General features: G+C 73.5%; 20 protein-coding genes, 1 tRNA gene and 1 pseudogene. 7 read left to right on the top strand and 15 right to left on the bottom strand.

From position 1 onward, the window contains the following. Positions 1-15 precede the first annotated feature (15 nt). The 3 genes and pseudogenes from HHX40_RS17665 to HHX40_RS17655 all read right to left on the bottom strand — a co-directional run. A pseudogene (locus HHX40_RS17665) lies at positions 16-1044 on the bottom strand (alpha/beta hydrolase family protein); the annotation flags it as partial. Positions 1045-1239: 195 nt separating this feature from the next. Then, positions 1240-1313: transfer RNA gene (locus HHX40_RS17660), tRNA-Lys, on the bottom strand. An 81-nt stretch (positions 1314-1394) separates the two neighbouring features. Further along, the gene (locus HHX40_RS17655; RefSeq protein WP_310738160.1) at positions 1395-2141 is read right to left on the bottom strand and encodes an NERD domain-containing protein; all 747 of its coding nucleotides are present in this window, start codon (positions 2139-2141) and stop codon (positions 1395-1397) included. A gap of 204 nt (positions 2142-2345) precedes the next feature. Between HHX40_RS17655 and HHX40_RS17650 the strand changes: the two genes are divergently transcribed. After that, complete coding sequence (locus tag HHX40_RS17650; RefSeq protein ID WP_182873907.1) at positions 2346-2969, top strand: TetR/AcrR family transcriptional regulator; 624 nt, start codon at positions 2346-2348, stop codon at positions 2967-2969. Positions 2970-2999: 30 nt separating this feature from the next. Here HHX40_RS17650 and HHX40_RS17645 read toward each other — a convergent pair whose 3' ends face one another. From HHX40_RS17645 to HHX40_RS17630, 4 genes are read right to left on the bottom strand one after another with little or no spacing between them, the layout of a single operon-like run. Continuing rightward, positions 3000-4163: an acyl-CoA dehydrogenase family protein gene (locus HHX40_RS17645; protein ID WP_182881444.1), complete on the bottom strand. Its 1164-nt coding sequence runs from the start codon at positions 4161-4163 to the stop codon at positions 3000-3002. Beyond that, positions 4160-5332 carry an acyl-CoA dehydrogenase family protein gene (locus HHX40_RS17640; RefSeq protein ID WP_182881443.1) on the bottom strand — a complete coding sequence of 391 codons (1173 nt, stop codon included), beginning with the start codon at positions 5330-5332 and terminating at the stop codon, positions 4160-4162. Before HHX40_RS17640 ends, HHX40_RS17645 begins: the two co-directional genes overlap by 4 nt. Positions 5333-5339: 7 nt before the next feature. Next, the gene (locus HHX40_RS17635; RefSeq protein ID WP_182881442.1) at positions 5340-6557 is read right to left on the bottom strand and encodes an acyl-CoA dehydrogenase family protein; all 1218 of its coding nucleotides are present in this window, start codon (positions 6555-6557) and stop codon (positions 5340-5342) included. Continuing rightward, a complete protein-coding gene (locus tag HHX40_RS17630; protein ID WP_182881441.1) occupies positions 6558-7556 on the bottom strand; it encodes a phosphotransferase family protein in 999 nt (332 codons plus the stop codon). Positions 7557-7672: 116 nt separating this feature from the next. Between HHX40_RS17630 and HHX40_RS17625 the strand changes: the two genes are divergently transcribed. Next, entirely contained in the window at positions 7673-8287 is a 615-nt protein-coding gene (locus HHX40_RS17625) for a GNAT family N-acetyltransferase (RefSeq protein ID WP_182873912.1), read from the top strand. Here the strand turns inward: HHX40_RS17625 and HHX40_RS17620 are convergent. After that, complete coding sequence (locus HHX40_RS17620; protein ID WP_310738159.1) at positions 8262-8837, bottom strand: TetR/AcrR family transcriptional regulator; 576 nt, start codon at positions 8835-8837, stop codon at positions 8262-8264. The genes HHX40_RS17625 and HHX40_RS17620 overlap by 26 nt on opposite strands. A gap of 70 nt (positions 8838-8907) precedes the next feature. Here HHX40_RS17620 and HHX40_RS17615 point away from each other — a divergent pair, with 70 nt between their 5' ends. After that, entirely contained in the window at positions 8908-10095 is a 1188-nt protein-coding gene (locus HHX40_RS17615; protein ID WP_182881439.1) for an FAD-dependent monooxygenase, read from the top strand. A gap of 28 nt (positions 10096-10123) precedes the next feature. On the opposite strand, the gene HHX40_RS17610 is transcribed toward HHX40_RS17615, so the two are convergent. The 3 genes from HHX40_RS17610 to HHX40_RS17600 form a co-directional block, all read right to left on the bottom strand. Continuing rightward, positions 10124-11017 (bottom strand): DMT family transporter, encoded by an 894-nt coding sequence (locus HHX40_RS17610; RefSeq protein WP_182881438.1) that lies wholly within the window; start codon positions 11015-11017, stop codon positions 10124-10126. Between the two features lie 178 nt (positions 11018-11195). Continuing rightward, a complete protein-coding gene (locus HHX40_RS17605) occupies positions 11196-12119 on the bottom strand; it encodes a peptidase S1 (RefSeq protein WP_182881437.1) in 924 nt (307 codons plus the stop codon). A 129-nt stretch (positions 12120-12248) separates the two neighbouring features. Next, positions 12249-12605: a VOC family protein gene (locus HHX40_RS17600; protein WP_111699286.1), complete on the bottom strand. Its 357-nt coding sequence runs from the start codon at positions 12603-12605 to the stop codon at positions 12249-12251. A gap of 126 nt (positions 12606-12731) precedes the next feature. On the opposite strand from HHX40_RS17600, the gene secA2 reads away from it, so the two are divergent. Then, positions 12732-14999 carry an accessory Sec system translocase SecA2 gene (gene secA2 / locus HHX40_RS17595; protein WP_310738158.1) on the top strand — a complete coding sequence of 756 codons (2268 nt, stop codon included), beginning with the start codon at positions 12732-12734 and terminating at the stop codon, positions 14997-14999. 21 nt (positions 15000-15020) lie between these two features. Here the strand turns inward: secA2 and HHX40_RS17590 are convergent, their stop codons facing one another. Next, the gene (locus HHX40_RS17590) at positions 15021-15995 is read right to left on the bottom strand and encodes a hypothetical protein (protein WP_396788002.1); all 975 of its coding nucleotides are present in this window, start codon (positions 15993-15995) and stop codon (positions 15021-15023) included. 362 nt (positions 15996-16357) lie between these two features. Here HHX40_RS17590 and HHX40_RS17585 point away from each other — a divergent pair, with 362 nt between their 5' ends. After that, entirely contained in the window at positions 16358-17242 is an 885-nt protein-coding gene (locus HHX40_RS17585) for a fructosamine kinase family protein (RefSeq protein ID WP_182881435.1), read from the top strand. Positions 17243-17301: 59 nt separating this feature from the next. Here the strand turns inward: HHX40_RS17585 and HHX40_RS17580 are convergent, their stop codons facing one another. Continuing rightward, positions 17302-18681 (bottom strand): lanthionine synthetase LanC family protein, encoded by a 1380-nt coding sequence (locus HHX40_RS17580; protein WP_182881434.1) that lies wholly within the window; start codon positions 18679-18681, stop codon positions 17302-17304. Between the two features lie 95 nt (positions 18682-18776). Further along, a complete protein-coding gene (locus HHX40_RS17575; protein ID WP_117408489.1) occupies positions 18777-19181 on the bottom strand; it encodes a VOC family protein in 405 nt (134 codons plus the stop codon). Between the two features lie 311 nt (positions 19182-19492). Between HHX40_RS17575 and HHX40_RS17570 the strand changes: the two genes are divergently transcribed. Continuing rightward, positions 19493-19918 (top strand): pyridoxamine 5'-phosphate oxidase family protein, encoded by a 426-nt coding sequence (locus HHX40_RS17570; protein ID WP_117408488.1) that lies wholly within the window; start codon positions 19493-19495, stop codon positions 19916-19918. A gap of 2 nt (positions 19919-19920) precedes the next feature. Beyond that, positions 19921-20925 (top strand): zinc-dependent alcohol dehydrogenase family protein, encoded by a 1005-nt coding sequence (locus tag HHX40_RS17565; RefSeq protein WP_182881433.1) that lies wholly within the window; start codon positions 19921-19923, stop codon positions 20923-20925. On the opposite strand, the gene HHX40_RS17560 is transcribed toward HHX40_RS17565, so the two are convergent. Beyond that, the gene (locus HHX40_RS17560) at positions 20912-21577 is read right to left on the bottom strand and encodes a CBS domain-containing protein (protein ID WP_182881432.1); all 666 of its coding nucleotides are present in this window, start codon (positions 21575-21577) and stop codon (positions 20912-20914) included. The genes HHX40_RS17565 and HHX40_RS17560 overlap by 14 nt on opposite strands. Positions 21578-21611: the final 34 nt, after the last annotated feature.

Raw genomic sequence — 21611 nt, 5'->3', positions numbered from 1 at the left:
TCCGGCCACCACGAGCCAGCGCTTCCACCCGGTCAGGTGTGCCCAGTCGCGGTCCCAGGTGGCGTCCTCTCCCCCTGGGCTGTGCAACGGCTGGCCCAGGAACAGGAACGGGCGCGCCACCCCGCTCGCGGGGATCGGGGCGAACATGAGGCCGTCCATGTTGATTCCGGCACGCACCCGGGAGTCCTTCAGCATCGTCTCGGCGGCGCTCGCGCCTCCGAGGGACGTGCCCGCCATCGCGATCCGGGACGCGTCGATCAGCGAGGCGCCCGTCCACCTGGAGTGCGGACCCGTCAGCTGATCGATCACGAAGGAGACGTCGGCCGCCCGGTTCCTCACCGCTTGCGCACCGAAGTCGTCGACGCCTTCGAGTTCGCACGCGGCGCAGGTCGTCAGCCGCCCGCCGGGGAACGTGGTGGCGAAGGTCTCGTACGTGTGGTCGACGCCGGCCACCACGTAGCCTCTGCTCGCCAGTTCCTCGGCCAGGGCCGTGAGCGAGCTGCGGGGGTCGGTGAAGCCGGGAGAGAGCACGACAAGGGGCAGGGTGTGTCGGCGTCCCGCCGGCCCGGCGCCGCTGAACGCGTAGGTCCGCGTTCTGCTCAGCACGTCGGGCGGCACGCCCGTCACCCCTTTGCCCTTCAGGATGAGCTCCGACTCCCTGGGCGTCATGTAGGGCGCCCGCCGTCCGTTCCGGGACTTCGCCGGATACCAGAGGGAGACCATGAGCTCCCTCGACCTGGCCGCGGGGACCCAGGGGTCGGGGCGCGAGGTGTCCTCCAGACGCAGGGACGTCGTGCCGACCGGATGGGGACCGGTCGGCTCGGGCAGATACGGCCTGCCGCTCGGCGTGACCGAAGAGCCGGCGGAGGCGTGTGCGGGAGAGGCGGACGCCGGCGTCCAGGAGGCGGAGACCGTCAGGGTGAGCAGTCCGGCGACCGCGGCCAGGCCGGCCCGCAGGATCCGGTCGGTCAGAGCCGGACGAGCCTTGTCATGCCTGGTGAGGGCCTCGGCTCTCGGCGCGGCGTACGGATCTTCGTATGGCATGGCTTGATCCTGCGAGGCCCGAACCCGGCGCGGTATCGGCCGAAGGTATGGTCGGCGCCGTCCGAGTAGCACTTCAGGCCGGTTCGGGGAGCGCGCCGGACCAGGCCTGAGCACCCCCGCACCGCCGACACCGGCCACCAGGATCAGCGAATGACGGAAGCCCAGGCCGATGACGACCTGGGCTTCCGGATTCGGTGCGCCGCCAGGGACTCGAACCCCGGACCCGCTGATTAAGAGTCAGCTGCTCTAACCAACTGAGCTAGCGGCGCAGAGCTCTTAGAGGTTATCGCACACCTCAGAGCGCTCAAAATCGGGCCGGCGCGCAGCGACGTCCGGCCCGGCGGCCCGGGTCAGCTCATGCGGCGCAGGATGCGGGCGGCCGTGCGCGCCAGCAGGTCGATCTGCTCCTCCGTGTACGCCGCCGACCCGTTGGAGCGGATCCAGCCCGCGACGCGGCGGGGGTAGGCGACGGTCAGCCCCTCGCCGCTCAGGACGCCGCCCCAGGCCTTGATCTTTCCGCCGTGCACGGCGAGCACCGGGGCGATCGTCACCGCGATCCCGGTCTCCTTGGTCAGCAGCGCGGCCATCGACTCGGCGGCGGAGATCAGGCCCTTGGCGACCGAGGTGCCGAACTTCTCGTCGAAGAAGAGCCGCTCGCCGTACCGCGCGATGAGGGTGTCGGGCGACCACGCCTCGTTGTCCACGATCCACACGCCGCCGGGGCCGATGACGAGGTGGTCGATCGACGCCTCTCCGGGGACGGCCCGGCCGTCCATGACCCGGTAGCCGCGACGGCGCAGCATGAGGCGCAGCAGCCGCCCGGTGCGCACCTCGCCGCGGCGTTTGCCCCGCCACACCGCCGTGCGCTCGTACAGCCGCCAGGCGACGAACCAGTCCACGCCACCCGCCAGGGCGCCCAGCACGACTCCCGCGACGAACGGGTTCAACCCGAGTCGCGAGCCCAGCAGGTTGCCGACGACGAAGCCCGCGACCGCGATGGCGGCCCGTATCCGGATCCGGTTCTTGCGTCCGGCGAACCAGAACGTCACGTACAGGTTCTGCGGCGATGCGCCGGTGAACTTCTCGTCTTTCGGCACATAGATGGAACCGTTTGGCACGCCAACCCCCACAGTCTGCATGCGGCTTTCTCCCGGGATACCCGAGCGGGAATCCCAACCCTCCTAAGGTGAGGGAAGTAATGCGATTCCGCCAGTCCTTGGATCACGCATTACCGAGCAGCGCAGTCCCCCGGCAGCGACCGACCAGTCGGTATGCTTGGGCCGGACGACGAGGAGGTCAGGATGGCCCGGCGTGTATCGGATCGCTCCGCACCTGCCGCCGGCGGCGCGCCCGTGGAGGAGCCCGTACGGCGGCGCCTGCTCGCCGAGGCGACCCGGCTGTTCGCCGAGAGGGGCTTCGAGAGCACCTCGGTCCAGGAGATCGTCGCGGCGGCCGGGGTCACCAAGGGCGCGATGTACCACTACTTCGGGTCCAAGGACGACCTGCTGCACGAGATCTACGCCCGGGTGCTGCGCCTGCAGATGGAGCGGCTCAACCGCTTCGCCGACGCCGGGGGCCCGGTGGCCGAGCGGCTCCACGCGGCGGCGACGGACGTCGTCGTGACCACGGTCGACAACCTGGACGACTCCAAGATCTTCTTCAGGTCGATGCACCAGCTCGCCCCCGAGACCTACAAGACCGTGCGGGCCGAGCGGCGCCGCTACCACGAGCGGTTCCGCGGCCTCGTCGCCGAGGGGCAGCGCGACGGCGTCTTCCGCGACGACATCCCCGCCGAGATGGTGGTCGACTTCTTCTTCGGCTCGGTCCACCACCTCGGCACCTGGTATCACCCGGACGGCCCGCTGACCGGCGAGGAGGTCGGCCGCCACTTCGCCGACCTCCTGCTCAGATCACTGCGTCCCTGAGAAGCGGCTCTGAGAAGCGGCTCTGAGAGGTCAGACCGGCGCGGGGAGGTCCGCCGGACCGGCGAGGGCCTCGCGGTGGTCGCCCGGCGTGCCCAGGGCGATCTGGTCGGCCTTGGCCCGCTTGAGGTACAGGTGCGCGGGGTGTTCCCAGGTCATGCCGATGCCGCCGTGAAGCTGCACGCACTCCTCGGCGGCGTGGACGGCGACCGCTCCGCAGTGCGCCTGGGCCACGGCGACGGCCACCGTGACGGCCACCGCCGCGTCGCCGCCGGGCGGTCCCGCGACCGGCGCCTCCGCCAGCCGGGCGGCCGCGTTCCGGGCCGCCGCCCTGGCTCCCGCGATCTCCAGCCACAGGTCGGCCAGCCGGTGCTTGACCGCCTGGAACGACCCCACCGGCCGGGCGAACTGCCTGCGTTCCCTGACGTACGCGACCGTGGTGGCGAGGCACCACTCGGCGATCCCGAGCTGTTCGGAGGCGAGCAGCCCCGCGCCGCGCAGCAGGGCCTCCCGCACCCACGGCGTCTCCGGGCCGCCGGCGGTGGCGAGGACGCGCGCGGGAGCCGAGGTGAACGACACGGTCGCGATCGGCCGGGTCAGGTCGAGCGAGGTGGCCGGGGTCACCCGTACGGTCCCTCCGGCGGATCCGGCCGGGGACGCCTCCACCGCGCACAGGGCGGTGCCCCGCGTCAGCCGTACCGGGACGAGCAGCACGTCGGCGATCTCCGCGCCGATCACGCCGCCGACGGTGCCCGTCACCGTGCCGTCCTCGCCGAGGACGGCCGCGGGGGCCGGAGGAGCGTACGGCGAGGCGGCGAACGGCACCGCGAGCGCGGCCGTCGCCTCCCCGGCCGCCAGACGGCCCAGCAGCTCGCCGGCCGCCTCTCCCCCCGCCGTCAGGAGCGCCTGGGTCGCGAGGACGGCACTGGCGAGGAACGGCACCGGCGCCACGGCGCGGCCCAGTTCCTCCAGCACGACGGCGGCCTCGCGGGCCGACGCCCCGGCGCCCCCGAGTTCCTCGGGCACCAGCAGCCCGGCCACGCCGATCTCGCGGGCCAGCGTCTTCCACAGCTCCGCGTCGTACGGCGTGCCGGACTCGGCGCGCCCGAGCACGGCGGACGGGGAGCACCTGTCGGCGAGCAGGTCGCGCACGGCGGCCCGCAGCTCCTCCTCCACCTCCGTGTACAGCAGGGTCATCGGGGGAGGTCCTTCCACGCGACGTCCTTGTCGGCACGCGGCTCGGCGGGCAGCCCGAGCACGCGTTCGGCGATGATGTTCCGCAGGATCTCCGAGGTGCCGCCCTCGATCGAGTTGCCCTTGGCCCGCAGGTAGCGGTAGCCCGCCTCCCGGCCGAGGAAGTCGACCGTCTCGGGGCGGCCGAAGGTCCAGTCGTCGTAGCCGAGGCCGTCCTCGCGCAGCAGCTCGACCTCCAGGCCGGAGAGCTCCTGGTGCAGCCGGGCGAAGGCGAGCTTCATGCCCGAGCCCTCCGGTCCCGGGTGCCCGGCGGCGAGCTGCTCGCGCAGCCGCGCGGCCGTCAGGCGCATGACCTCCGACTCCACCCAGAGCCGCAGCAGCCGCTGGTGCAGGTCGTGGGTGCGCAGCTCGGGCCGGGAGCGCCAGGTGTCGGCGACGACCTCCATCATGGTGCGGCGGACCGGCATGCCACCGATGGCGACCCGCTCGTTCATCAGCGTGGCCTGCGCGACCCGCCAGCCGTCGCCGGTCTCGCCCAGCCGCAGCGCGCCGGGCAGGCGGACCCCGGTGAGGAAGACCTCGTTGAACTCGGCCTCGCCGGTGATCTGCCGCAGCGGGCGCACCTCGACGCCGGGCGCGCGCATGTCGCAGACGAAGTAGGTCAGCCCGCGGTGCTTGGGCACGCCGGGGTCGGTGCGGGCCAGCAGGAGGCCCCAGCGGGCGGTGTGCGCGCTCGACGTCCACACCTTCTGGCCGTTCACCACCCACTCGTCGCCCTCGCGTACGGCGCGGGTGGCCAGGGTGGCGAGGTCGGAACCGGCGCCGGGCTCGCTGAACAGTTGGCACCACACCTCCTCACCCGTCCAGAGGGGGCGCAGGAAGCGCTTCTTCTGCTCGTCGGTGCCGAAGGCGAGGATCGTCGGGGCGGCCATGCCGAGGCCGATGCCGATGCGGCCGGGCTGGTTGTCGGGCGTGCCCCTCAGCTCCCGGTCGGCCACGGCCTGCAGCTCCCGGGGGGCGCCGAGGCCGCCGAGGCCCTCGGGGAAGTGCACCCAGGCGAGCCCGGCGTCGAACCGGGCGCGCAGGAACTCCAGGCGGTCCATGGCCGCCGGGTCGTGCGCCGCGAGGAAGGCCGCGGCACGCTCGGCGACTGACGCCTCATCCCATGTCACCAGAAGATCACCCCATGTGTCTCTTGAGCTCGCGGCGGGCCAGCGACCGCTTGTGGACCTCGTCGGGACCGTCGGCGAAGCGCAGCGCCCGCGCCCCCGCCCACAGCGCGGCGAGGGGATAATCCTGGCTCAGCCCGGCGGCGCCGTGCGCCTGGATCGCCTTGTCCAGGATCCACTCCACGGTCGCGGGTGCGGCGATCTTGATGGCCTGGATCTCGGTGTGCGCGCCCCGGTTGCCGGCGGTGTCCATCAGCCAGGCCGTCTTGAGCACCAGCAGGCGCAGTTGCTCGATGCGCACCCGCGACTCGGCGATCCAGTCCTGGATCACGCCCTGCCGGGCCAGCGGCCCGCCGAACGCCTCGCGCGACAGCACCCGGCGGCACGTCAGCTCCACCGCCCGCTCGGCCATGCCGACGAGCCGCATGCAGTGGTGGATCCGTCCCGGCCCGAGCCGCGCCTGGGCGATGGCGAAGCCGCCGCCCTCCTCGCCGACCAGGTTGCCCACGGGCACGCGTACGTCCTCGAACACCACCTCGGCGTGGCCGCCGTGGTCGGCGTCGTCGTACCCGAAGACGGTCATGCCGCGCCGTACGGTGAGACCGGGGGTGTCACGCGGCACGAGCACCATGCTCTGCTGCCGGTGCCGGGGCGCGCCGGGGTCGGTCTTGCCCATCACGACGAAGACCCGGCAGTTCGGGTTCATCGCGCCGGTGATGTACCACTTGCGGCCGTTGACGACGTACTCGTCGCCGTCCCTCCTGATGGAGGTCGCGATGTTCGTCGCGTCGGAGGAGGCCGCCTCGGGCTCGGTCATGGCGAAGGCCGACCTGATCTCCCCCGCCAGCAGCGGCTCCAGGTACTCCGCCCGCTGCCGCTCGCTGCCGAACTCCGCCAGCAGTTCCATGTTGCCGGTGTCGGGGGCGGCGCAGTTGGTCGCGGGCGGGGCGATGGCCGGTGACCTGCCCATGATCTCGGCGAGCGGGGCGTACTGGAGGTTGGTCAGCCCCGCGCCCTGCTCTCCTGGAAGGAAGAGGTTCCACAGGCCGCGCGAGCGGGCCTCGGCCTTGAGGTCCTCCAGCAGCGGCGGCGGGCCCCAGCCGCCGGCCGCCCGGACCTGGGCCGCCTGCTCGTGGAAGGCGCGCTCGGCCGGAAGGACGCACTCGTCCATGAAGGCGAGCAACCGGGCCCGCAGCTCCTCCGTCCTGTCGTCGAACGCGAAGTGCATTCAGACCTCCATGAGCCCGCGGGCGACGAGCGGGGCGACCTGCTCGCCGATCCCGGCGAAGCCCTCCCCCACCGTGAGGCCCATCGTGTGGCGGAAGTGGATGCCCTCGGCGATCACCGCGAGCTTGAAGCAGGCGAGGCCGGCGTACCAGCCGAATCGGGACAGGTCGCGGCCGGACGCCTCGCCGTACCGTGCGGCGAGGTCGGCCCCCGTTTCGATCGGCAGGGGCGGCGCCTCGCCGCCCGCCTCACCCGTCGCGCCGACCGCGCGGCCCGCGGCGGGGTCGAGCGCGGAGACCTCGCCGTACAGGAGGAACAGCGCCAGGTCGGTGAGCGGGTCGCCGAGCGTGGACATCTCCCAGTCGAGCACGGCCCGCACCTCGCCGTCGGCGACCAGCGTGTTGCCGAGCTTGAAGTCCCCGTGCAGGATCGCCGGAGCCCCCGATTCGGCGGGCACGTCGCGGGCGAGGCGTTCGTACAGGTCGTCGAAGCCGGGGACGTCCCGGCTGCGGGAGGCGTCGAGCTGCCGCTTCCACCGGGCGACCTGCCGCTCCAGGAAGCCCTCGGGCCTGCCGAAGTCGCCGAGCCCCACGCTCCCGGGAGTGATCGAGTGGAGCGCGGCCAGCACGTCCACCAGCGCGTGGGCGAGGGCGGGGGTGAGCGGCGGCTGCCCGCCCTCGACGTGCTCCATCACGTAGAAGGGCGCGCCGATCACCTCGGCGTCCCGGCACAGATGGAACATGCGCGGCACGGGGACCGGCGTGTCCCGCAGGGCGCTCATGACCCGGTGCTCCCGGGCCATGTCGTGGGCCGTGGCCAGAACGTGCCCGAGCGGCGGCCGGCGCACCACGTACGTCCGCGCGGCGTCGCGGACGACGTACGTCAGGTTGGACCTTCCGCCCACGATCAGCTCGGCGGTGAGCGGCCCCTCGGTCAGGCCCGCGCGCTGGAGGTGCCCGGCGAGGCGGGCGAGATCGAGGCCGGGCGGGTCGGCGTCCACCCCGTGAGCGTACCGACCAGCCGGTATGCGTGTCGACACGGCTGCACAAGTGGTCCTCGGCGATGCCTCCGAAGTGGCCGTTCTCCGTGCCGCGCGCTCTCGGTAGCGTCGGCCGCATGACCGCGAAGATGCCCGCGCCCGTCGTGCTCGACGGCCGCGTCGTACGGCTGGAGCCCCTCACCCTCGGCCACGTCCCCGACCTGTACGCGGCCGGCCGGGATGACGAGGAGGTGTGGCGGTTCAGTCCGCGGATCTTCCCCGCCTCGGAGGAGGGGATGCGCCGCCACGTGGCGGGCCTCCTCGCCAGGCCGCTGACCGTCCAGTTCGCCGTGATCCTCAAGGCGACCGGGCGGGCGATCGGCTCGACCGCCTACTGGGACGTCGGCGGCTTCGACGAGAGCGTGGAGGTGGGGTCCACCTGGTACGCCAGGGCCCACTGGCGCACGGGCGTGAACACCGACTGCAAGATCATGCTGCTCGACCACGCCTTCGCTCTCGGGTTCACCCGTGTCGTGCTGCGGACCGACGTCCGCAACCTGCGGTCGCAGGCCGCCATCGAGCGCATCGGCGGTGTGCGGGAGGGCGTGCTCCGCCGGCAGCTGCGCCGCCCCGACGGGACCTGGCGCGACAGCCCGCTCTACTCCATCCTCGACGACGAGTGGCCGGCCCATCGCGCCCGCCTGGAAGGCCGGATGGAGGCGCTGCTCAGCCGCGGAGGAACAGGCTCATGAGGTCCTCACAGGCGGCCCGCAGATCCTCGGGAGAGGGGATGCCGCCCGCGCCCGCCACCGCGTCGAACAGCAGGCCGTCGACGTAGGCCACCATCTGCCCGCCCCGCCGCACCGGGTCGGGCGAGCCCGCGGCGGCCAGCATGGCGACGGCGGGCTCACGGATGCGGCGGCCCAGCTCGTCGTACAGCCTGCGCAGCTCCGGCCGGCGGCTCGCCTCCAGCGCCAGCTCGTACCGGGCGACGGTGGTCTCCCGGTGCTCGGTCATCGCCGCGTACGCGAAGGCGGCGAGCAGCTCCGTCAGGTCGGCGGCGCCCCCCTCGCCGAAGGGGAGGGCGGACACGACCGTGGAGAGCGCCGCAGCCTCGCGCTCGGACAGCCGGGCCAGCGTCAGCTCCAGCAGCGCCGCACGCGTGCGGGCGCAGTTCGACGTGGACCCGGGAGGGAGGCCGGCGGCCTCGTCGACCGCCCGATGAGTCAGCCCGCGCATGCCGCGCTCGGCCAGGATCGCGATGGCCGCGTCCGCGACGAGGACCGCCCGCTGACTGTTCACGGCCCCCATCGTACGGGCGCACTACAGGCGTAGTAGCGTGTGACTACACCTGTAGTGAAGGAGGCCGGGCATGGCACACGCGGTGGTGACCGGGGCGGGCATCGGCGGGCTGACGGCGGCGCTGGCCCTGGCGCGGAACGGCTGGCAGGTGACCGTGCTGGAACAGGCGGCCTCGATCGAGCCGGTCGGCGCGGGCCTCGCGGTCGCGCCCAACGCGCTGCGGGCCCTCGACATGATCGGCCTCGGGCACGAGGTCAGGAAGCTCTCGGCGATCCAGGGCGAGGCGGGCCTCTGGCGGCCGTCCGGCCGCTGGCTGTCGCGGACCACCGCCGAGGACGCCGCCGCGCGGTACGGCGACTCGATCGTGCTGCTCACCCGGTCGGCGCTGGTCGGCATCCTCGCCGCGCGCCTGCCGCGAGGCGCCCTGCGCCTGGGCACAAGGGCCGTGTCGGCCGACCCCCGGACGGGCCTGGTCACCCTCGCCACCTCGGCGGGCGGCACAGGCGGCACAGGCGGCACGGGCGGCACGGAGACGATTCAGGCCGATCTCGTCGTGGCGGCGGACGGCATCCGGTCGCGGACCCGCGCGGCGCTGTTCCCCGGCCACCCTGAGCCCGGCTACGCGGGCGTGACGAGCTGGCGGGCGCTCGTCCCCTTCCCCGGACCGGTCGGCGCGTCGGAGACCTGGGGGGCGGGCCTGGTGTTCGGGGTGATGCCGCTGGCGGGCGGCCAGGTCTACTGCTACGCCACCGCGCCGGTCCCCGCCGGCCTGCGCGCGGAGAGCGAGAAGGACGAGCTGATCCGCCTGTTCGGCCGCTGGCACGACCCGATCCCCGGGCTGCTGGCCGCCGCCGAGCCCGGCGCGGTGCTGCGCCATGACATCTACTCCCTCGACACCCCGCTGCCCGCGCTCCACTCCGGGCGGATCGCGCTGCTGGGCGACGCGGCGCATCCCATGACGCCCAACCTCGGGCAGGGCGCCTGCCAGGCGATCGAGGACGCCGTCGTGCTCGCCCGGCACGTCTCACCGGGCGGCGGCCCCGCCCCGGACGTCACTGCGGGGCTCGCCGCGTACAGCCGGGAGCGGCTGGCCCGCACGACGCCGATCGTGCGGCGGTCGCGGCTGGTCGGGCGGGTCAGCGGCTGGCGTGACCCGCTGGCGGTCGCCCTGCGCGACGGCGCGCTGCGCGCGGCGGGCATGCTCGGGCCCGCCGTCGCGGTGCGCCAGTTCGACGACGTCTTCCGCTGGCCGGCCTGAGCGCCGCCAGCACCGGGCGGCCGAGGGGTCAGGCCGCCTCGGGCGTCGCCGCGTTCACCGGCTCCTCGCGCGGGCCGGGCTCGCCGCGTACGACAGCGGGTTTGGAGTGGTCGGGGGCCAAGCGGCCCAGGGTGACCGTCCCCGCGATCAGCAGGGCGGCGGCCAGCAGCGCGGGCACCACCTTGTCGGGTCCGGTGGGCAGCGACTCGCCCAGCAGCACGGCCCCGGCCGTCACCGACGTGAGGGGATCGACGACCTGGACTCCGGCGTAGGCGATCCCGAAGTAGCCGACGGCGTACGACTTCTGCAGCAGCACGATGGCGCAGACCAGCAGCACCGGGATGGCCAGGGTGAACCAGTGGAGCAGCCGTCCGAGGTCTCCGTTGAGCCCGCCGCCGACGACCCGGACGAACGTGGACACGGTCGCGGTCACCGCTCCGGCGCCGACCGACATCAGCAGCGCCTTGAGCGGCCCCCGCAGCAGGCGCGCGGCGGTGAAGGTGACGGCGGCGACCAGGGCGACGCAGCCGATCAGCGCGAGGGCGTTCGCGTCCGACAGCACGGGGGTCACGTTGTGCGCCGGGACCAGCAGCATCAGGCCGAGCAGGCCCACCGCCACCGCGATCGACCCGGTGATCTCGGCCCGCCGGGGGCGCCTGCCGTGCAGCGTGGCGGCGAGCGGCACCGCGAAGACCAGCGTCGCCACGCTCACCGGCTGGACGACGACGAGCGGGGCCACGCTGAGCGCCACGGCGTGCAGGGACGCGCCGGCGAAGCCGATCACCCCGCCGATCAGCCAGCGGGGCCTGCGCACGAGCGCGAGCGTGGCCCCGTCGCGCACGGCTTCGAACTGCTGCAGCGCCGCGCCCAGCGCGTACCCGAGCGCCCCGACGAGGGCGATCGCCACTCCCGCCCAGATCATGGGCGCCGGCCGGGGTGCCGGGAGCCGGCGGTGTGTCCAGAAATCACCACGCAAGTTTAGGGGGAGTGGGTCCGCGCCACGGGAACCCGCGGCTCTCAGGACCTTCCGGGCCCACTCCCCACGTCCGCGAAATCGCGGCTTCCGGGACCCGAGGATCCCGGGAACCCGCGGTGTCCGATCAGTCGGTGCCGCTGGACAGGGCGATGCCGACGACCCCGGCGTTCTCGGTCACCCAGGCGTCGGACAGCCCGCCCTCCTTGACCAAAGCCTCGCCGGTGACCCTGAGCACGCCGATCCGCTTGCCCGCGAGCGCGAGTTCGAGGACGTCCACGTTCTCGGTCACCCAGGTGGCCGACAGGCCCCCCTCCTTCACCAGCGCCGCGCCGCCGCCCCGGACGACCCCGATGCGGTCGCCGGCCAGGACGAGCTGCTTCACCGCCGTGTTCTCGGTCACCCAGGTGGCGGACAGCCCGCCCGCCTTGACCAGCGCGACGCCGTCCGCCCGGACCACGCCGATCCGGTCGCCGGCCAGCGCGAGCTGCTTGACGCCGTTGTACTCCAGCACCCAGCTCGCCGACAGGCCGCCCTCCTTCACCCAGGCCCTGCCGTCGGTCGTCAGCACCCCGATGCGGTCACCCGACAGCGCGAGCTGCTTGACGCCGTCGTGCTCCAGCACCCAGCTCGCCGACAGGCCGCCCTCCTTCACCCAGGCCCTGCCGTCCCCCGTGATGACGCCGATCCGGTCGCCGGCCAGCGCGAGCTGCTTGACACCGCCGTCGTGCTCCAGCACCCAGTTGGTGGACAGGCCCCCCTGCTTCACCCAGGCCCTGCCATCCCCGGTGAGGACGCCGATCCGGTCACCGGCCAGCGCGATCTGGACGACCCCGTCGTGCTCCAGCACCCAGCTCGCCGACAGACCGCCCTCCTTGACCAGGGCGTCGCCGCCGACCTTGAGCACGCCGATCCGGGGCGGGGCGACGGCCGCCCGCGACTGCGCGCTCGCCGCGGTCGTGCCCGGTCCGGCCGGTAGCAGGCCCGCCGTGCAGGCGAGAGTCGCCGCGAGGAGAACCAGGCCGGGACGGGCCGCTGATCGAGTCGTCATGAATGCCTCCGCATCGCATCGGGCGGGCCCCCTGCCCGCGGGAATCGATCACGGAGAGACTAGATTCGATCACGCGATGTAATCACGCTTCTTGCATCGTCAGGAGAGTCGGCCACACTGTGGCCCGATTCAGGACCTCTCCGGACAGACGCAGAAAAGGTGACCCTCCGGGTCGGCGAGCACGACCCAGTCGCCCGGCTGGAACTCCGGCTTGGTCGCCCCGAGCGCGACGTACTCCTCCACGGCCTTGGCCACGTCGGGCACCCGGAAGTCCAGGTGGAACTGCTTGTCCGCGCCGGGCCAGGACGGCGCCCTCCGCTCGGGCACCCGCTGGAAGTAGATGGTCGTCGTGTCGTCGCCGATGCCGGCGTACTCCTCTTCGGCATACTGCACCGGCAGCCCGGTGATCTGGGAGTAGAAGTCGGCGAGCCTCTTCGGCTCGGCACAGTCGATGGTCACGGCGATGAGCTTCGCGATCGTTGTCATGCGGCCATGCTGCCGTCCGTACCTGTCAGGGAGTGTCAGGTACGCTCACCTGTCGCACCTCCCAGATAGTGGGACCATGAACCGGGCATGTGGAACCAGTCGGACCCAAGAGTCGTTGGAGCGGATGTGACGCGGGTAGGTCGATGGATCAGGCGGTTCCTGGAGAAGCCGGGAAGCGTCGATCTCGCCCCCTTCCAGCGGGTCGCGGCGGAGGCGGCCGGGCGTGCGGCCGAGGCCGGCCGGCGCGACGAGCTTCGCCCCGCCGTCGCCGACCCGGCCTGGGTCGGCACCGCCGACTTCTGCGCGGTGATGCGGGAGGCGGCCGTCCGAGCGCTCGGCCAGCGGCCGTACGACGTGCAGCTCGCGGGCATGCTGGCGCTGCTGGAGGGCCACGTCGCGCAGATGGCCACCGGCGAGGGCAAGACGCTCGTCGGGGCCATGGCGGCCGCCGGGTACGCGCTGCGCGGCTCCCGGGTCCACGTGGTCTCGGTGAACGACTACCTCGCCCGCCGCGACGCCGAGTGGATGGGTCCGCTGTACGAGACGCTGGGCCTGACGGCCGGATGGATCGCCGAGACCTCCACGCCGGAGGAGCGCAGGAAGGCGTACGCGTGCGACGTCACGTACGCGGCGGTGAGCGAGCTCGGCTTCGACGTGCTGCGCGACCGGCTGTGCACCGACCCGGCCGAGCTGGTCGTGCCGGCCCCGGAGGTCGCGCTCGTCGACGAGGCCGACTCGGTGCTGGTGGACGAGGCCCGGGTGCCCCTGGTGCTGGCCGGCGCGGCCGACGCGGGGACGGCCCTCCCCGAGATGGCGGCCCTCGTACGGCGGCTGTCGCGCGGCTACCACTACACGATCGACGAGGAGGGCCGGGCCGTCTTCCTCACCCCCAAGGGCACCGACACGGTCGAGAAGGCCCTCGGCGTCGACCTCTACGAGCACCCCGGCGTGGTGACGCAGGTCAACCTCGCGCTGCACGCCCACACGCTGCTCACCCGGGACGTCGACTACATCGTCAGGGACGGCAAGGTCGAGCTCGTCAACACTTCGCGCGGCCGGGTCGCGGCGCTGCAGCGCTGGCCGGACGGGCTGCAGGCCGCCGTGGAGGCCAAGGAGCACCTGCAGGCGTCGGAGACGGGCGAGATCCTCGACTCGATCACCGTGCAGGGTCTCATCCACCGCTACCCCCGCGTGTGCGGCATGACCGGCACCGCCGTCGCCGTGGGCGAGCAGCTCCGCGAGTTCTACGACCTCTCCGTCGTGGTCGTCCCGCCCAACCGCCCCTGCGTACGGGTGGACGAGCCCGACCGGATCTTCGCGACCGTGGAGGACAAGGAGGGGGCGCTGCTGGACGAGATCGAGACCCGGCACGCCACCGGGCAGCCGATCCTCGTCGGCACGCTCGACGTCGCCGAGTCCGAGCGCCTGGCCGGGGCCCTTGAGGCCAGAGGGCTCGCCGCGACCGTCCTGAACGCGAAGAACGACGCCGAGGAGGCGCAGATCATCGCGCGGGCCGGACGGCGCGGGGCCCTCACGGTCTCCACCCAGATGGCCGGGCGCGGCACCGACATCCGGCTCGGCGCGGGCGACCCCGGCGAGGAGGACGAGGTCGCCTCGCTCGGCGGGCTCTACGTCATCGGCACCGGCAGGCACGACAGCAGCAGGCTGGACGACCAGCTCCGGGGCCGGGCCGGGCGGCAGGGCGACCCGGGCGGCTCGGTGTTCTTCGTCAGCGGGCAGGACCCGCTCCTGACCGTCTACGCGCCGGACCAGTCGCTGCCGCCCGCCGACGCCGACGGCGCCGTACGGAATCCCGACGCGCACGCGCTCGTGGCGCACGCCCAGCGGGTGGCCGAGGGCGTGAACCTGGAGATCCACCGCAACACCTGGCGGTACACCCGGCTGCTGGAGCGGCAGCGGGCCGAGGTGCTCGAACAGCGCGACCGGGTGCTGAACGGCGACACCGGGGCGCGGGCGCTGGAGTCGGCCTGCCCGGAGCGCTACCGCGAGCTGTGCGAGACGGCGGGCGAGGAGGCGGTCGAGCGGGCGGCCCGGCAGATCGTGCTGTACCACCTCGACCAGTGCTGGACCGAACACCTCGGCTTCCTGTCCGACCTGCGCGAGGGCATCCACCTGCGCGCGCTCGGGCGGCTCAACCCGCTGGACGAGTTCAACCGGGAGGCCGTCCCCGCCTACCGGGCGATGCTGGACGAGGTCGAACGGCGCTCCCGGGAGACCTTCGAAAAGGCCGACGTTACCCGCGATCTGGCGGACCAGGGCCTCAAGCGGCCCACGGCGACCTGGACCTACCTGGTGCAGGACAACCCGTTCGGCTCCGAGTGGGACCGGGTGTTCAACCGGGTGGCGGGAGCGCTGCGGGGCCGCAGGAGGTAGCCCCGCCTCTCCCGCGCGCCCCTATTGGGCCTCTTCGCCGCTCGGCCGGCGGGTGACCCGGCTGTGCACCGCCTTCGCGCCCACCGCGACGAGCGCGCACACCACGATCGCGGCGGAGACGGCGGGAGCCGCGTCGTCGCCGCCGGACGGGTCGCCGGTGGCGGACACGGGGGTGACGGCCTGCACCGACGCCGTACCGGTCGCGGCGGCCGGCGTGGTCCCGGCGCCGCCCGCCGGCACAGCCGGGGACGCGCCGCCCGCCGCGTCCTGCCCGCCGGCGAAGGGGGCCATGGCCGCCGCGGCGGCCTGGGCCTGCTCGGCGGGAGCGGGAGAGGCCGGCGTGAGCGGCTGCGCCGGGGCCGCCTTCGCGGCCGCTTCGGGGGCCGCCTTGGCAGCCGGCGTGGAGGCGGTGGTCTGCGACTCCTCGGAGGGGGCGGGGGCCGCGGTCGGGCAGGGCGGCGGAGGCTCGGCCTGGTCCCGCACGCCGTACGCGCCGGTGGAGAACGGCTTGGGCGCGCCCGTCTTGCCGCGTCCCTTGCCCCACTCGGTGATCACGTACTTCACCGGGATGTGGCCGAGCCCGCCCGCGCCCTCGACGGTGAGCGAGTCGCTGTCCCAGGTGCCGCCGGTGAGCTCGGCGAACGTCTTGCCGTCGAGATCGAGCATGACCCCGCTGCTGGAGGGAACGCCCGGGCCGCGGTCGCCGACGAAGAACTCGGCCTTCTTGCCCTGGTAGATCACATAGCCCTTGGTGCCCATGGGCCAGCTCGGGCTGGCCGCCAGGCCCTTCTGCATCGGCTCGCCCGACGCGGGGGCTCCGGTGTCGCCGTTGACGCCCGATCCGTCGTCCCAGAAGTAGGACGCGGTCGTCTTGCCGGCGTAGAGCACCGTCCGGCCGTCGGCCGTGGGACAGCCGACCTCGGGAACGGCCGGAGTCTCGGCCGCCTCGGTGGCCTGTGCGGGGAGGGAGGCCGCCGCGAGGGAGAGGGCGGTCACGTGCTGCTCATGGGGGTCCGCGTAGCTGGAAATGGGGGATCTCCTGACTGGTCACGGTTGGGTAACCGGACACTAAACCAAGAAGACCCCAAATCTCGACATTGCGGACGAAAGTTTTACTTTCTGGACGAACACCCCATCACGTGTCAAAGTCAGATGTGGACGCACCCTCCTCCCAGGAGGGCCGGAGCGGGGCCCCTGGACGCACGGCACCGTCCAGCGGCACGACTCGACAGTGGAGGCCGGCACCCGCCGACGGCGAGCACACTCGACAGGAGGACACAGCCCGTACCGATGAGTGAGCCGCCGCCGGCTCGGCCCTGACATGCCATGACGCGCGGCCTGCAGACAGGAGCACACCCGTGACAGACACGACGTCCGTCCTGCTCGAACGCCTGCACGCGGCCGGTCTGACCGACGTCGTCGCGGTCGAGCCGGCCGCTGGAGGCCTCGCCGCGATCGCGGGGCTCGCGCGCCGCGGTGACGGCACGACGGTGTTCGTCAAGGCGTTCGGGGAGCCGCCGTCGGACGACGCCTTCACCGCGGAGGCCGAGGGGCTCACCGTGCTCCGCGAGACTGGCGGCGTCGCCACGCCCGAGATCATCCTGGCGGACCGCGACCTGCTCGTGCTGTCCGTGCTGCGCCCCCGGCCGGGCACCGGGGCCTTCTGGGAGCAGCTCGCGCATGCGCTCGCCCACCTGCACACCACCACGCGGCACTCCCGATTCGGGTGGCACAGGGACAACTGGCTGGGCCGTCGCCGGCAGGTCAACACCTGGGACGACGACGGGTACGAGTTCTTCGCCCAGCACCGTCTGCTGCGCTGGCTCGGCGAGCGTCGCGTCCGGGAGGCGCTCGACGTCGCGGACCGAGCGGCGCTGGAGCGGCTGTGCGACCGGCTGCCCGAGCTGCTGCCCGTCCGGCCCGCGTGCCTGACGCACGGCGACCTGTGGGCGCTGAACGTCATGGCCACCCCTGACGGGCGGCCCGCGCTGATCGACCCGGCCGTGTCGTACACGTGGGCCGAGGTCGACCTGGCCCACCTGTGGACGACGGCGCCGCCGCCCGAGGCGCACGTGTTCTTCGAGCTCTACGCCGAGCTGACCGGGCTCGACCGCGACTGGCGCGAACGGATGCCGATCCTCCAGCTACGCCAGCACCTGGCCGTGATCGCCCAGTTCGACCCCGACTGGGGCGCCGCCGATCTCGTGCGCGCCACGCTCGCCCCGTTCCGGCGACGGCCCTGAGACGAGCTCCGGAGACGACCTCCGAAGGACCTGTGGAGCCGGCCGCCAAGGGGCGCCGCTCAGGCGTCGCCCCCGCGCAGAACGGCGGCGGGGACCGGGATCGCCGGGAACGGGTTGTCCGGCAGGAGGATCAGACGGCGCGGGCCGCCCTGCGCCCCACCCCCCGCCGCGGCCGAGGCGGCGTCCCGGGCGGCGTCCTCGGTGGCGGCCTCGGTGGCGGCGAGGTGCAGCAGCGCGGTCCCGATCCCCGCGGCGCCCACCATGTAGCCGGTGTCGGCGGTGAACTCCTCCGGCCGCAGCCGGCGGTACGCCTGGTACCAGCGGAAGCCGTCCTCCTCGTCCCCGGCCGCGCGTCCGATGAGATCGGCGGCGAGGGTGCGGGCGAAGGCGAGGTACGGCTCCCGCCCGGTGGCCGCGTACAGGCCGGTGAACAGTTCCAGCAGCCCGGCCGTGCCGCAGCACAGGCAGGCCACGTCCCAGTGGCCGGGCGGGGCGTGCTCCGGCAGCCCGCTCTGCACGATCCCGTGGGCGAGGCGCTCCACCCAGTCCAGGTCGCCGGGATCGCCGGTGACGCGGTGCAGCTCGTGGAACATCCGGGCCACCCCGGCCGCGCCGGAGCAGAAGCCGAGGTAGTGGAGGCGGCGCCCCTGCGGCAGGTGGTGCGGGACGCGGGCGCACCTGTCGGTGACCACGCTGACCGTGCGGACGAAGTCGGCCCCCCGGCGGGCCGCCGCGAGGAACCGCGCGTCGCGGGTCACGCCGTGCAGCCGGGCGAGCAGGAACGCGGTGCCCGCCGTACCCGAGAGGAACCCCGGCGTGACGGCGTCCACGGGCAGGTCGGGGCAGGCCTTTCCGCCGAAGCGGTGGCCGGGCACGGCGAGGGCCGCGATGCGCCCGCCCGCCTCGACGGCCACCTCCTCGTACGCCGACACCCCGAGGAGGCCCGAGGCGTGCAGCAGCGCGAGCACGATCCCCCCGTCGCCGCGCAGCGCCGGGTCCCCGGTCCAGCCGACGCCGTCGTCGAACCGGCGGACGTCGCGCACCAGGCCGTCGGCGGCGGCGCGGGCCGCCTCGTGGACCTCCTCGTCGCCGGTCGCCCAGCCGGTCTCGGCCATCGCGAAGAGCATCCCCGCCCGGCCGTGGTAGAAGGTCGGATCGCGCTGCTCCCGCCATGTCGCGGCGAGCCGCCGCGCCCCCGCGAGCGCGTCGTCCTGATACGTCTGGTCGCCGGTGGCGGCGGCGGCCTCCAGGAAGAACAGCACGACGCCGGCCGCCCCCGCGTACAGGGAGGAGGCGTTCCCCGCGCCGGCCGACCGGCCCCGGGGATCGGGATTGGCCAGCCAGTGCCGTCCGAGGGCGTCGTCGACGGCCGCCGACCTCACCCAGCGCGCGGCCATGACGGCGGCGGTGGTCGGCGTCTCACATGGCCAGGTACTCATCGCCCGATTCTCCCACGAATCCGGTAGGAAATTAAGGCTACCGTCTCCCAGTAGAAGCCTACGGCGAGGTGAGACCCGGATCACACTCATCCTGGTCAGGTGGGATGAGGGGTGAAGGATCGGGGATCGCGCCGCAGCGGATGTCCCTCGGGGATCTCGACGAGCACGATCGGCAGGCCGTCGGGGTCCTCGATCCACATCTCCACCAGGCCCCAGGGTTCCAGCCGGGGCGGGTGCGACACCCGCACCCCCGCGCCGGCCAGCCGTTCGTGCTCCCGCCGGACGTCGCGGACCTGGAGCCACAGCGCCGGGCTCTCCCGTGCGCCGCCGCCGTGCGAGGAGACCTCCAGGAATCCGGCCCCGAGGAAGAACACGACCCCGGGGTCCTCGGCCGGTCCGAACTCCCGGCTCACCGCCAGGCCCAGGACGTCCCGGTAGAAGCGGCGGCTCGCGGCCCGGTCGGCGGAGCGCACGAGCACGCGGCCGCTCAGCACCTCCATCAGCGCCTCGCCGGGTGATCGGCGTGTGGTTGTCCGTACGGCCTCATCGCGGCGTCCTTCCCGTTGTGGTGATGACGGGGGGTCCTCCCCGTGGCGCTCCCCCGGCGGGAGTCACGTGACGGTCGTGCCCATCCGGGGCATGCGACTAAAGGAGGGATTACGGCAAACGACGGCCAAGGGAGGAGACGCGGCCAAGGGTCTTTCGTCCCCCGGAACGTGACGGACGGCGGTGCCGCCGCCGGCGCCGGGGACGGGACGCTGGTCACGCGCCGAACGAGGCCGTAGGACCCGACTGTGAAGAAGAGGAACGCATGACTGAGAACACCGCACCCGCCGGCCTGCCGCACCTGGAGAAGCTGGACCGCGACGACTGCCTGCGGCTGATCTCCCCTGGGGGCGTCGGCAGGATCGCCTTCACCCACCCCGGCGGTCCGGTGATCCTGCCGGTCAACTACACGGTGGAGCAGGGCGCGGTGCTGTTCCGCACGGCGCTCGGCGGCCCGATGGACGCCGACCTGCGCACGGGCGTCAACGGGGCCGACTTCATGGTCGCCTTCGAGGTCGACCGCATCGACGAGAGGACGCGGGAGGGCTGGAGCGTGCTCGTCCGCGGCGGGGCCCACCACGTGACCGGTGACGTGCACAAGGAGGTCGAGACGTGGGCGGGCGGCGAGCGCCCCCTCTACATCAGGATCGAGCCGGTCGAGATCAGCGGCCGGCGCATCCGGCACGGCTAGCCGTGGACGCCTGGGTCGTGGCCCGCCCGGGACCGGTCGCGACGCGGCCCCTGGAGCGGGCCGGACTGCCGGACCCCGTGCCCGGGCCGGGGGAACTGCTGATCCGCGTCGAGGTGTGCGCCGTCTGCCGCACCGACCTGCACCTCGCCGAGGGCGATCTCCCCCCGAGGCGGCCCCGTAAGGTTCCCGGGCACGAGGTGGTGGGGCGGGTGGCGGCCCTCGGCCCGGACACGGCGGGGCCGCCGCCCGGTTCGCGGGTGGGCGTGGCGTGGCTGCGCTCGACCTGCGGCCGGTGCCGATACTGCCTGCGGGGCGCGGAGAACCTGTGTCCCGCGTCCGCCTACACGGGCTGGGACGCCGACGGCGGCTACGCCGAACTGCTGACCGCCCCCGCCGCGTACGTCTACCCGTTGCCGGAAGACGCTCCGGCGGAGACGCTGGCGCCGCTGCTGTGCGCGGGGATCATCGGATACCGGGCGCTGGTCCGCGCCGATCTGCCGCCCGGCGGCCGGCTCGGGATCTACGGCTTCGGCGCCTCGGCGCACCTGACCGCGCAGATCGCGATCGCCGAGGGCGCGACCGTGCACGTCATGACGAGGTCGGCGGCGGCCCGGGAACTCGCGCTCCGGCTGGGCGCGGCCTCCGCCGGGGGCAGCGCCGACCCGCCACCGGAGCCCCTGGACGCGGCCGTCCTGTTCGCCCCGGTGGGCGACCTCGTGCCGGTCGCCCTCGCCGCGCTCGACCGGGGCGGGACGCTCGCGGTCGCCGGGATCCACCTGACCGACATCCCGGCGCTGAACTACCAGCGCCATCTGTTCCAGGAGCGCACGCTGCGCAGCGTCACGGCCAACACCCGCGCCGACGGCCGGGAGTTCCTCCGGCTGGCGTCCCTCCACCGCCCTCGGGTCACGACCACGCCCTACGCCTTCTCGGCCGCCGACCGGGCGCTGGCCGACCTCGCCGCCGACCGGGTGGAGGGAGCCGCCGTACTGATCATGGACGGGTGACGGGCGGGACCACCCGGCCCAGGTCGTCGATCTCGTACGAGACGTCGGAGTCGACGTCCACCACGCCGTCCACCCGCCAGATGTCCTCCAGCAGCGTCCTGAGCTGCGAACGCCGCTCCACGCTGCCGTCGAGGTAGACGATCCCGTCTTCGACCCGCATCGAGCACCGTCCGGAGTGCCGCCCGATCGCGTCGAGGACGTCGTCGTGGATGTCCTCCGGGGAGCGGCAGAACACCCTGATCAGGTCGGACTTGCGGACCAGCCCGGTGATGCGCCCGGTCTGCTCGTCCACCACCGGAAGATCCTTGATCCGGTTCCGGTGCATGAGCCAGGCCGCCTGCCGCACCGGGGTGTCCTCGGTGACCGTGATCGCGGGAGTGCTCATGAGATCGCGCACCAGCCGGCCCGCCGCCTTCCTCCGCTCCCGGTGACGCGTGGGCCCCTCGAAGAGCAGGTCGCCCATCCGCCGGTCCATGTCCTTCAGCAGCAGGTCGTCCTCGCTGACCATGCCGAGCACCCGCCGCTCGCCGTCCACCACGGGGACCGCTCCGACGTGGAACCGGCACATCGCGGTCACCACCTCGCCGAACGAGGCGTCCGCCTCGACCGCGACCACGAACCTGTTCATGACGTCACGGACGGTCATGGGCATCGCATCTTCCTCCCCGTCCCTCCTCAGACTTCGT

Source organism: Microbispora sp. H10949 (genome assembly GCF_014161435.1).
GTDB lineage: Bacteria > Actinomycetota > Actinomycetes > Streptosporangiales > Streptosporangiaceae > Microbispora > Microbispora triticiradicis.
The sequence above is the reverse complement of the archived record's forward strand: the minus strand, read 5'-3'. Positions and strand labels throughout refer to the sequence as shown.